The 11,059-nt window shown below is 69.1% G+C and carries 9 protein-coding genes and 2 pseudogenes; 4 read left to right on the top strand and 7 right to left on the bottom strand.

Annotation, left to right across the window (positions count from 1 at the left end; all coding sequences use genetic code 11):
* Positions 1–65: 65 nt before the first annotated feature.
* From ACRX5S_RS40800 to ACRX5S_RS40785, 4 genes and pseudogenes are all read right to left on the bottom strand, one after another.
* Positions 66–1,109: an NmrA family NAD(P)-binding protein gene (locus ACRX5S_RS40800; protein WP_436778360.1), complete on the bottom strand. Its 1,044-nt coding sequence runs from the start codon at positions 1,107–1,109 to the stop codon at positions 66–68.
* A gap of 89 nt (positions 1,110–1,198) precedes the next feature.
* The gene (locus ACRX5S_RS40795; RefSeq protein WP_436778359.1) at positions 1,199–1,369 is read right to left on the bottom strand and encodes a hypothetical protein; all 171 of its coding nucleotides are present in this window, start codon (positions 1,367–1,369) and stop codon (positions 1,199–1,201) included.
* Positions 1,370–1,532: 163 nt separating this feature from the next.
* Positions 1,533–1,697: pseudogene (locus ACRX5S_RS40790) on the bottom strand (IS5/IS1182 family transposase); the annotation flags it as partial.
* A 191-nt stretch (positions 1,698–1,888) separates the two neighbouring features.
* Positions 1,889–2,122 (bottom strand): ferredoxin, encoded by a 234-nt coding sequence (locus ACRX5S_RS40785; protein WP_436778358.1) that lies wholly within the window; start codon positions 2,120–2,122, stop codon positions 1,889–1,891.
* 252 nt (positions 2,123–2,374) lie between these two features.
* On the opposite strand from ACRX5S_RS40785, the gene ACRX5S_RS40780 reads away from it, so the two are divergent.
* The 4 genes and pseudogenes from ACRX5S_RS40780 to ACRX5S_RS40765 all read left to right on the top strand — a co-directional run bounded on the left by ACRX5S_RS40780 (position 2,375) and on the right by ACRX5S_RS40765 (position 6,044).
* The gene (locus ACRX5S_RS40780; protein ID WP_436778357.1) at positions 2,375–3,568 is read left to right on the top strand and encodes a cytochrome P450; all 1,194 of its coding nucleotides are present in this window, start codon (positions 2,375–2,377) and stop codon (positions 3,566–3,568) included.
* A 224-nt stretch (positions 3,569–3,792) separates the two neighbouring features.
* Positions 3,793–4,662, top strand: a complete 870-nt coding sequence (locus tag ACRX5S_RS40775; RefSeq protein WP_436778356.1) for a LysR family transcriptional regulator — start codon at positions 3,793–3,795, stop codon at positions 4,660–4,662.
* Between the two features lie 65 nt (positions 4,663–4,727).
* Positions 4,728–5,258 (top strand): annotated as a pseudogene (locus ACRX5S_RS40770) (IS110 family transposase); the annotation flags it as partial.
* 498 nt (positions 5,259–5,756) lie between these two features.
* Positions 5,757–6,044, top strand: coding sequence for a hypothetical protein (locus ACRX5S_RS40765; protein ID WP_436778355.1), 288 nt, complete (start codon positions 5,757–5,759; stop codon positions 6,042–6,044).
* On the opposite strand, the gene ACRX5S_RS40760 is transcribed toward ACRX5S_RS40765, so the two are convergent.
* The 3 genes from ACRX5S_RS40760 to ACRX5S_RS40750 all read right to left on the bottom strand — a co-directional run bounded on the left by ACRX5S_RS40760 (position 6,037) and on the right by ACRX5S_RS40750 (position 10,826).
* A complete protein-coding gene (locus ACRX5S_RS40760) occupies positions 6,037–9,084 on the bottom strand; it encodes a Tn3 family transposase (protein WP_436778354.1) in 3,048 nt (1,015 codons plus the stop codon). The two genes, ACRX5S_RS40765 and ACRX5S_RS40760, sit on opposite strands and share 8 nt — an antisense overlap.
* A 41-nt stretch (positions 9,085–9,125) precedes the next feature.
* The gene (locus ACRX5S_RS40755) at positions 9,126–9,560 is read right to left on the bottom strand and encodes a hypothetical protein (protein ID WP_436778353.1); all 435 of its coding nucleotides are present in this window, start codon (positions 9,558–9,560) and stop codon (positions 9,126–9,128) included.
* An 84-nt stretch (positions 9,561–9,644) separates the two neighbouring features.
* The gene (locus tag ACRX5S_RS40750) at positions 9,645–10,826 is read right to left on the bottom strand and encodes a PIN domain-containing protein (protein WP_436778352.1); all 1,182 of its coding nucleotides are present in this window, start codon (positions 10,824–10,826) and stop codon (positions 9,645–9,647) included.
* Positions 10,827–11,059 lie beyond the last annotated feature (233 nt).

The following is an 11,059-nucleotide window of genomic DNA, read 5'->3' as shown; positions in this document are numbered from 1 at the left end:
GCTCTCCATGATGGACATCCTCTCGAGGGCGCGTGCCCTTCATCCAAGGTGTCCGTCAAAGTGGATCAAGCCCACTCGACTATGTGGTTAGGGCTGATGTGCTGCGTCTCGGTGAGTTGACCGAGACCGGACTGCATGCGTTCCATGTATGCCTCCCGGCTGTATCGCCCGGCCGGAGCGCCCCGCCGGGAGGCGTCGAGGACCAAGGGATCGGTGAAGCACGCGGCGAGCGCCTGCCAGTCCTTGCGGTCGATGGACGGTGCGTAGGTGATGACCCGCTCCACGATGGCGGCCCGGTCCTCCAGCCGCTGGACCCGTTCCTCGAGCGTCGCCGTTCGCAGCCGCCTGTGAGCCCAGTCCGCGAAGCGGGTCAGGGGGATTCCGGGACTCGCCGGGTCGTTCTCGCTGTGCACGGCTGTCACGGGCGGGGCGGTCGACTGGCTCGCTGCGGACGGCCCGGCTGCGGCGCGGGAGAGGATTTCGGCGATCCGCGCCCGGGGCAGGCGGTCGCCGGCCAGGTCCAGTTCCGTACCGTGGAACCGTTCCGGGGCGGTGAACACGGCAGCGGCGGCTGCGCCAATGTCGGCGACGGCGGTGAGGCTGACTTCGGTGTCGGACTTCCAGGCAGTCACCGGATCGAGCCCAGGATCTTGCGGGAGAAGGGGCGACGGGGGGAGGAAGTTCTCCATGAGGAGGGCCGGCTCAAGGAGTGTCCAGTGCGCGAATCCCGCCTCGCGGACCCGGTCCCGGAGCGCGGGCTCGGTCTCCCGGTTCCGCTGCGCCGTCGCGGGCTCGGTGCCGCAGTCCCAGGTGAGCACGAACTGTGCCACACCCTCGTTCCGTGCGGCGTCGATCAAGGGGGCCACCGAGACCGGCCCGACGCCGGGCGTCTGGACGGCAAAGACGGAACGTACTCCGTCGACCGCCTTGCGCAAGTCGCCGGTGACGAGTTCGGCGCCGAGCAGCGCGACGGCTGCGGCTTCCCTGGCACTCGGGTCCTGGACCAAGACCCGAACGGCCGCACCTGCCTTGATCAAGCGGCTGGCGATGGCACTGCTCTGCCTCCCGGTTGCGCCGGCCACGAGGGCAGGGGTGAGTGGTGTGAACATATTGCTCCAATGAGTCGTGGGCCCCGTCTAAGAGGCGGGCCCCGCCTGGCACGTTGGGAGTTTGGTCCTCATCCACGAGGTCGTCGATGTCAGACACCGGCGGGGAACCGCCCGACGAGCGCCGCATCCACGGCCTCGTCGCCGACGGTTGCGCGGGCGAGCTTCTCGAACGACGGCGCGCTGCGCAGTTCGTTGCCGCCGCCCACGGCGATGCTCTGTCCGGTCGTCCACGACGACTCAGGACCGGCGAAGTAGCGCACCGCCCGGCAACGTCATCGGGCACGCCAGTGCGGCCGAGCGGTTGATGACCAGGGAGACGGCGAGGATCTCCTCGGACCGAGGCCCACGTGATACGGCGTCGAAGGTCCTTGAAGCAGAGAGGGCTGCCGCGAGGGTGAGGGACACGAGAAATGGGTCGGATCAGCGTTCGTAGCCAATGGTCAGGCGGCGGTAGCCGGTAAGCCAGGAGGTTGGGCGCCCGATCCGCCCAGCGGTGCCGACACAGCCGCCGCGAGGTGTCCCCGCCCTCGCGGGCGATCCGCCGACCGCGCAACCACCTTCGAGCGGGTTGTCATACGCCTTGTCCGCGTAGACCGTGCCCGGCTTCCACGGGGGGACGGCCCGCGCGGCGGGACTCCGATCGCGCCGCCTGCAGGTCGATCAGAGAACGGAAGTACGCCCGAAACGGGCGTCGGACCGATGTCGATGCCGGCCGCACGCCTCCGGGCGGCAGGATCGTGTCGTTCACCGATCCAGACTTTCCATCCGAGCCGACGCGCTCACTCGGGTGGGAACAGCACCGCGCCGTCGGCCGCGTCGGCGAGGAGAATGGCTTCGACGGGGCAGTTCTCCGCCGCCTCCAGGATCGCGTCGGACGCTTCCACAACCTCCAGACGCGGCTGAGACTGTCGACCGAGGCCGAGGTGGAAGTCGTCGGGTGCGCTGCCGACGCAGAGCCCCGATCCGATGCAGGTGTGGCGGTCGACCTCGACGCGCCAAAGGTTGCGGCTCATACGGATCCTCCTGGTCAAAAAATGGATTCTCGAATGCGCTGACCGCAGCCCGGGCATGCTGGCATGCATCGCGAGGACCGCGCAACATTTGACGAGAATTTCCGCCGACCGGCCTGGAGGAGATTGATTGGGTCTGCTTATGGATTGAGAAGAAATACGTCCTTGACCGCGGCGCCCTCAGGGAACTTGCATAGTAGCAAGACCACTTCGGCCCCATCGCCCGGCCCGGGCGGCGCGTGAGGGGAATTGCGCATGGCATTCGACCCGTTCGATCCGGCGATTTTCGACAATCCGGTCCCGAGCTATCACTGGTTGTTGGAAGAGGAGCCGGCCTATTGGTGCGAGCCGCGGAATATCTGGGTGCTGTCGCGTTTCGACGACGTGTGGTCGGCCACACTGGACTGGCAGACGTTCTCGTCCGCGGACGGCAACGTCTACGGGGAGACGCAGGGGAGCTCGGAGGCCCGCAAGCGCGGTTCGGCGAGCATTGTGATGATGGACCCGCCGCAACACAACAAGCTGCGGACCCTGGTCAGCCGCGCGTTCACCCGTCGCCGCATGCAGGAGATGCGGGAGCGGGTCCGCGAACTCACGCGGCCGCGCATCGAACGCCTCGTCAACGGCGACGCCCCCGACTTCGCCCGAGACCTGGCCATCCCGCTGCCCGGCATCGTGATCGCCGACATGGTCGGCGTGGAACGCGAGTACGTCGACGAACTGGCCGAGGCCACCGTCGACATGGTGCTGGTACAGCCCGACGACCCGGACTTCACCGCACGCCGCACCGCCGCCGTCCGCACCCTCGACGCCTACTTCGCCCGCGCGATCGCGGAACGCCGCGCGGCACCGCGCGACGACCTGGTCTCGGACCTGATCGCCGCCGAGGTCGGCGGCGAACAGCTCACCGACGGAGAGATCGCCGGCTTCGGCCGCGCACTGTTCAACGGCGGCCACGGCACCACGACCACACTGCTCGGCGGCTCGATCGTGGCGCTCGCCCACGCACCCGAGCAGCGCGCCCGCCTGGTCGCCGACCCTGCCATGATCCCGGGCGCGGTCGAGGAGCTGGTCCGCTACGTCAGCCCCGTCCAGGCAGTGATGCGCACCGTGACCCGCGATGTCACCTTCCACGGCAAGACTCTGCGCGCCGGCGACCGCGCCCTGCTGCTCCTTGCCGCAGCCAACCGCGATCCGCGGGTGTTCGACGCCCCGGACCGGTTCGATGTAGGCCGGCAGATCACCCAGCGCCTGGGCTTCGGGGTCGGCGTGCACCACTGCATCGGCGCGCAGCTCGCCCGCGTAGAGGTCGAGGTCGTGCTCGAAGAGCTGCTGAAGGCGGCACCGGAGTACGCGCTGGCCGGCGACATCCGCTACGAGAACATCCTCACCGTCCGCAGCCTGCACTCGGTGCCGTTCCGGGCCGTGCCCGAGCCGATCCCCGCCTGATCCCGCCGCCTCGGCGCACCGCGGTGTCCCTCTGCGCGACGGGAGCAGCGGAGAGGGAGGGACAGTCCCTGTCCGGTCGCACCACGAGGGCGGGCGGGGACTGTGGCGTTCGTCGCCGGGGCTGGGTTGAACCGGAAGGCGGCCGTAGCATCGGTGGTTCCACCAGGAGTCCCTGCGCGCCACGCGCCCGGGCCCCGAGCTTCGGCACCCGATCGGGGAGGCCCATGAACCTGCGGGACCTCGAATCGTTCCTCGTCGTCGCCGAGGAACTCCACTTCGGCCGCGCCGCCCAGCGCCTGTGCGTGTCGCAGCCGATGGTCAGCCAGTCCGTCCGGCGGCTCGAACGCGAACTGGGCGGCACACTGTTCGACCGTTCCACGCGGACGGTCACGCTGACCGCGTTCGGTACCCGGTTCCAGCCCCTGGCGCGCAAAGCCCACGATGCGGTCGTGGAGGCGTACGCGGCAGGCCGCAAACTCGCCCGGGAAACGCCCGACGGCATCGTCCTCGCCTACGCCCGCGACCACGCCGGCCCGCTCCTCGACCTGGTACGCGAACTACCCCCCGGCGCCGTCGAACTGCGCAGCATGCCCACCCCGGCACAACCCGTCGCGCTCCGGCACCGCCGCGTCAACGCCGCCCTCGGCTGGGACACCCCGACCACCGACGGTGTCACCTCACGCACGCTCACCCACACTGGATTCGCGGCCATCGTGCCCCACGACCACCCGCTCACCGAGCAACCCGACGTGACCCTCGCCGCCCTCACCCGATACCCCGTCATCGGCTGGCCACGTCGTCTTTCCCCGGAACTCGCCGCGAAGTTCGCCAACGCCACCGATCCCACGGGCGGATGGTCGTTCACCCACACCGGGACATCCCTCGACGAAATCGCCGCCCAAGTCCTCGCCGGACGCGGCGTCGGCGTGATCATCGCTTCCCTCGTCGACAACCGGCCCGTCCGCGGCATCTGTTTCCTCACCATCACCGACGCGCCCCCCGTCCGCGAAGTCCTGACCTGGCGCACCGACGAACCCCCCGCGCTGCTCCCCCTGATCACCTCGCTCCTTGCCGAACCCCGACACGGCGAGTGACGCTCCCGGCGGCTCGACGTGTTCCGCGCCGTGGGCACTCCGCGGTCCTGCAAGAGGATCGCCGGATGCGCCGCATCGCGGACCTCTACCCGGGCGAGGCGGTCGGCTTCGACCAGGACCTCGCCGCTGAGGCCACCCGCACCAGCAACCGCATACGCAGCCTGCTCACCCAGTTCCACCCCGGCTTGGAGCGCGTCCTCGTCTGGACCGCCCCGCGGTCACCAGGCTCCTGGAACGCCACAGCTGCCCGGCCGCGCTGCGCAAGGCCGGACGCCGCAAACTCGTCGAACTGGTCCACTCCCAAGGCTCGCGCATGGCCGCCCGCCTGATCGACGACGTCTTCGACAACCCCGGGCGAACAGACCGTCGTCATCCCCGGCACCGCGAGCCTGGACAGCGTGATCCCGTCCCTGGCCCGCTCCCTCGCCGCCGTCCACGAGCAACGACAAGCGCTGGAAGCACAGATCGCGGCCCTGCTGGAGGCCCACCCTCTTTCCTCGGTCCTCACCTCGATGCCCGGGACCGGGGTCAGGACCGCCGCCGTCCTGCTGGTCACCGTCGGCGACGGCACCGGCTCCCCACCCACGCCTCGCTTGACGAAAGACATAGAGGCACCCCGGCGGGCCAACGGCAAATTGCCTGACAGGAAGGGGGGCATCCGCAGGCTGGATTGCTTCCTCACCGTCGCCAGCCGCGTACAGTTCGACCAGGCACCGAAGCCCTCTGGCTCGCCAGTCCACAGTCAGTCAGGACATGCGCGGGCCGGAGTAGGCAAGCCGGCGGCGGCAGGCGTCCCAGGTCGCGGTGAACGGCTGCTCCAGCAACTCCGTCGTGCCGACCACCTCTCCGGGATTGAGCCCGGCCAAGAACCCCGCAATTCGGACAGTGGCTCGACCGCACCGTGGCCGACGCCGAACCCGATGACCACACGCATCTCTATGCGCAGCGGGCCGCACCCACTCAATGCGCACCCAGACCGACGTCAACGCGGTCACCCGACCTGGAGAAGGGGGTCGAGTAGGAACGGAACAGAGACTGCAGTTTGGTGTCACATGAGTTGACACCCGCTATGGGAGGCGTGTTCCCTCGGCCGGATGGACGAGATCGGCGATCCTCGGGTGGGGTTCCTGCGATCGGATGTGGTGCGGTTTTGTGCCGAGCTCGAAGAGCTCGCGCCCGCGGTCCGGTTGCGGTTGGTGGAGGAGTTGCGGGGCGCGTTGACGGGGGCGTTGGACGCTGCGCGGGTGGAGGCGATGGCGGCTGCGGCGGATGAGGGGTGGGGGTTGCGGCGGATCGCGGCGTTCTGCGGGGTATCGCACGAGCAGGTCCGGCGCCTGCTCGCAGAGCTGCGTCCGCAGGACGGCGACGGATCGGTCAGTTGACCGCTGTCTCGCTGCGTTCGCTGCGCAGCGGCCGCAGGCGTCCGGCGGCGAGGTCGGCCGGAAGGGTGAAGTGGTAGCGGCCGATCATCCGGATGTGGTCGTGCCCAAGAGGGGAAAGACGCGCGAGGTCGGCGTCGGCGATGTGGTGGCCCTGGGCGCGCAGTTGGTTGACGGCTTCTTGGATGTAGACGGAGTTCCACAGCACGCAGGCGTTGAGGACGAGGCCGAGGGCGCCGAGCTGGTCTTCCTGGCCTTCGGTGTACTTCTGGCGCAGTTCGCCCTTCTGCCCGTAGAAGATGCGGCGGGCGAGCTCGTGGCGGGACTCCTGCCGGTTCAGCTGCGTGTTGATCTTTCGGCGGAACAACTCACTGTGGTGGTACCGCGCCAGGAACGCGGACCGGTCCAGGCGTCCGATCTGGATGACGGCGCGGCCGAGGGGGCTGGGGCGGCCGCCGCCGGCGAGGACGGGCAGGATCTGCGAGGCGCGGACGGTGCCTTCGCGCAGCGACCCGGCAAGGCGGAGCAGGTCGTCCCAGTGGTTCAGGACGCTTGAGAGCCGGAGACGGCCGGTGGTGAGCGGGTTGAGCGGGCCGTAGTCGGCGTCCGCGTCGGCACGGTAGAGGGCGGTGTGTCCGGCGTCGGCCAGGCGCGGGGAGAACTGGTAGCCCAGCAGCCGAAACAACCCGAAGATCATTTCCGAGGCGCCCGCGGTGTCCGTCGCGATCTCCACGGGGTTCAGCGACGTGGGTTGGTCGAGGAGGCCGTCGAGGAGGTAGAGGCTGTCGCGGCGGGTGCCGGGGATGACGATCTGGTTGATGCCGCTGTACTGGTCGGACAGGTAGTTGTAGAGCGTGATCCCTCGGGTCGCGAAGTACTTCGGATTGGGGCCGGAGTTGAGGACGCGCAGCGGGGTGGCGAAGCGCAGCCCGTCGGCGGAGGCGAGTTCGCCACCGCCCCACGCGCCGACGATCTCCAGTTTCGTCTGGTGATCGACGAGGGCGGCGTTGGCCAGGCGGAGGGTCTCGGCGCGCAGATAGTTCTGCTCGACCCAGAAGAGTTGGTCGCGGGAGCGGCCGGGTTCGTCCTCGGCGACCATCGCCTGTATGCCGATGTTGCAGGCCTCGGCGACCAGGACGGCCGCGAGCGAGGTGACCAGGTGCTCGGCGCGGGTGCTCTGCTCGCCGACGTGGGTGAAGTGGTCGAGGAACCCGGTCCAGGCGTGGACCTCCAGGAGGAGTTCAGGCAGGTCGACGGTGGGGATCAGCGCGTCCACGGCACTGCGCAGGTGGAGCAGGCTGGCCGGTTCGGCGAGCCGGTCGAGGCCGGTGAGCACCAGATGGTCGCGGGAGCGGCCGTTCTCGGTGCGCTGTTCGATGCGCACGTGCGGGTTGTCCGCGATGCCGTCGGCCAACCGGCGGTACGCGCCGTCCAGGTCGGCGCACCAGCGTTCCAGGTCCGGGCCGGGTTCGGGGTTCAAGGCGAGGCTGCGGCTTACCCGCCCCCGGGCAGCCTCCCATGCGGCACCGTCCAGCAGTGATGTGCGCGGGTCTCCCCACTTGGTCAGGCCGGGGACGAACACGTCGTGGCGGCGCAGCGCGCCGCGCAGGGTCTCGGCGGTGCCGACGACCCAGGCCCGCTTGTCGAGCGCTCCGGCGTGTTCCCCTTCGGTGGGGAAGACGCGTTCGCGCCAGGTCGGGCCGAGGTGGTCCACCGGCAGTGTGGGGAACAGCGCCGGCTGGGCGGCGGCCTTGCCGGCGCGGGCGACGGTGCGTTCCAGCTTGGGCAGGAACGCCAGCGCGTCCAGCAGGGGCCCGGCCTCGTCGGTGCCGGTCAGGTCCATCGTCTTCGCGAGGCGCCGCAGGGGCTGGTTGAGGGTGCGGTAGCGGGCCTGCAGTTCGCCGGCGAGCGTGTCGGCCTGCGGACGGGCGAGTTCGCGTACGGTGCGGGCCGCGTCGTGGACGGCGGCCAGGTCGAGCAGGTCGAGAGCCACGCGCACGTCCGTGCCGACCTCGGAGGCGGCGTGCGTGACGGTGATCCACGCCTCGCGCAGCAGCAGCGCTGCGGCGTCGAGGTCGCCGAGGGTACGCAGCCGGGTCTTCACGGCGCGGTGGGAGGACTGGCGGGCGAGGTCGGCCATGAGCAGGTCGAACACCTCGATCGCCTCGTCCGCGGCGGTGGTGCGCATGGTCGAGGCGAACGCGACCAGGGTGGCGGTGCGTCTGTCGGGGGTGAGGTCGGCGACGGCCTGGGCGCGGGCGGTGCAGGCGTAGCGGGCGAGTTGGTGCAGGCGGCTGGCGGGTATCGCCGTGAGGTTCCAGCCGGTCGCGCCGAGGGCATCGAGTTCGAGGTAGCGGTCGAGCGCCTTGCCGACCCCGGGACCGGAGACCTCGCGCGGGGAATGCCGCAACCGGTCCAGCTTCGAGGTGCGGCGACGGCCCTCGACCCGCAGCAGCGCCTCCAGTTCGGCCCGTTCAGCTTCAGCCGGGGCGGCCGCCAGGACGCGCCAGGTACGGCGCGCGGTGCGCTCCCGGATGGAGGAGACCAGCCGCTCCAGCACGGTCGCACCGGGCAGCAGCACCTTGTTCTCGACCAGGTACAACGTGGCGAGGTCGAAGAGCGCGATGGGCCGCTTGTTCCCGGACCAGGCGCGGTCCCACAGCCACCGCGACAGCTTCCACCACGCCGACCCGGCCAGATCCTGGTAGCGGTAGGCGTCCTTGATCGCCTGCTGGTGGTCCCACCGGGTCCGCTCCGCCCCGTACCCGGCCAGCGCGGCCGGGTCGAGTCCGAGCTGGCCGGCGACGTACTCGACCACTGCGGACGGGACGTGCTCGGGGTCGTCGAGGAAGGTGCCGAGGAAACGCACAGTCCCGAGTTGGACGGCATAGCCGAGCTGCGAGCGGGCACCGCGGCAGGCCATCGCGCGTCGGCGGGCGTCGCGGTCGAGGAGGAAGTACCCGGCCAACTGCGCGTCGTCGGGCACTGCGGTGAAGGTGCCGTAGCTGTGGCGCTGTTCCTCGGTCAGGAACATGACCGGCATCGTTTGGACTCCCCATGTGCGCCGTACGCAATCGACCCCAGCTACTGCTTCCGGTTGATGATGTCGACCCAGCTTTGGGCCTGACCGACCTCGTGCGGAGTGAAGCAGTCCTGGTACCGGAGGATGATGTTCGAGCTGTTCAGAACGCCGACGTTCCAATCGCTGAGGGCTTTTTCGTACTCCGGCCGCTTGAAGCCGTACGTCATTGGGTAGTCGGACTCCTTCGGCATGGGGCCGCGGCTGTCCGTGTACTGCTTGGCGGCTGCCTTTGCGTCGCTGCAACGCGAGTTCGCATCGGCGCTGAACGGGTTGCCTCCTATGGCCAGGACCACGGCCAGTGCAGCCCCGACCACGACCAGCGCGGTGCTGAGAAGGACGACCGCGAGGGAGAGGCGACGCCGCTCGGGACGGGGGGCGTCAATGCTTTGGGCCGGCGGCTCAACGGCTATGTCGTTGTTCTCCCCAGAAGGGACCATGACGGTCTTGCCCTTTCGACACGCGGATGACGGCGGATCACGTGCGGGCTCAGGCAGCGCCGGTCGCCCGTCCGTGGACGGGGCCTATCCATCCTCGCCGAGACGCGATTCCCTTCGGCGGACAGGGAACCACACCGGAGGCCCGTCTTCCTGGGCAATCAAGGAAGCTTTCTCCAGGAGTTGCCGCACCGACGGGTCATCGCTTTCTTGGGTGGCACGGTCCAGCGGCCTTTGCAGGCTGTCGTCCAGGATCGTCGGTGGTTCTTCTCGTGTGGTGCTCATGAGGAGCCGGGTCCGCCATTGGGCAACGACCGGCCGCAATCCGCCGAGTACCCCGGGCTGCTCATACCTGGGGGTCTCGATGCCGACGAGCAGCCAATCCGCCGTTGCCGTGTACCAGACACGGTCGTCGATCTGGTGGCCGGCCATGTTGTCGACGCTTCGCAGAAGCGCTGTGGGCTCGGTGAGCCAACGGAGGTCGTGAGCCACTGCATACAGGACGCCCTCGTCCCCGACGACAAGACGGTGGCTGCCACGGTGACCGTGAATCCCTCGGTCGGTGGCCGCATAGGCAGCCGCTTGGATGAGGTCGCGCGCCGATCCGGCGGACAGCAGCTCCAGCACCTCGGACCTTGCTGTGTCATCGTCCTTGCTCAACGGCTTCGCGAAGTTCTCGATGACCGCCGCGAAGTCCGCGAGAATGTGCAGTCGGTGGGCGACCCCGTGCACGTCCTGGTCCATGGGGGCAGCCAGGGACGTGCCGTCGCCGAAGTCTTTTGTGTTGTTGGTTACGAAGTACACCGTTTCATCAGTGTCGTGCAGCAGTTTTGCGACTGTCAGCCATATCGCGACGTCGCGCGCGCCGATGGCAGTGTCCTTGCCGGCGACTTTCGCGGCCCTCGCGGGTTTGAGGCGGAAGGCCTCGCGGCGCAGTGCTTCCTCGGCGCCTCCCTCGGGGGTCTCCAGAACGTCGAGGACATCCGTGAGCTTCTGCTCCCAGTGACGGGCTGCGGCCTGTGTCTTGAAGGGTTCGGGCACCGCGATGGTCTGCCAGCCGTGGCCGTTGACGGCCTCGATGGCGCTGATGGCTTTGGCCCGGTCGTCGGCCCAACCGGCGACACCGTGCGCGGTGAGCTCGGTCAACACCATGCGCGGAACGGCAACCGTATAGCCAGCGGCCTTCAGCGCACGCAGCACATCGAAGTTGCGGCTTCTGTCGGGGTGTTGCCTGTTGAGCGGATTGCTGTCGAAGACGATGATCGGCACGGTGCGCCCAGCCCTTCAGCGGTGTGGTGGTTCACCATCCCACCAGCGCCTGGGCCCGCGAGTGAGACCGACGCATGTTCGATGAAGAAGTACCGGCAGAGGACGGCTGGTTGAGGCGTTCTGCTTCATGGGTGGTGTGGGTGATCCGTGCCGACCTTAGAAGCCGTTGTCGTACCGAACTTGGCGTCGGGTTATAGGACTTGGCTTCTCGTTGGGGTGATTCGGTCGCTGTG

The organism is Yinghuangia sp. YIM S09857 (assembly GCF_051388915.1).
GTDB lineage: Bacteria > Actinomycetota > Actinomycetes > Streptomycetales > Streptomycetaceae > Yinghuangia.
The sequence above is the reverse complement of the archived record's forward strand: the minus strand, read 5'-3'. Positions and strand labels throughout refer to the sequence as shown.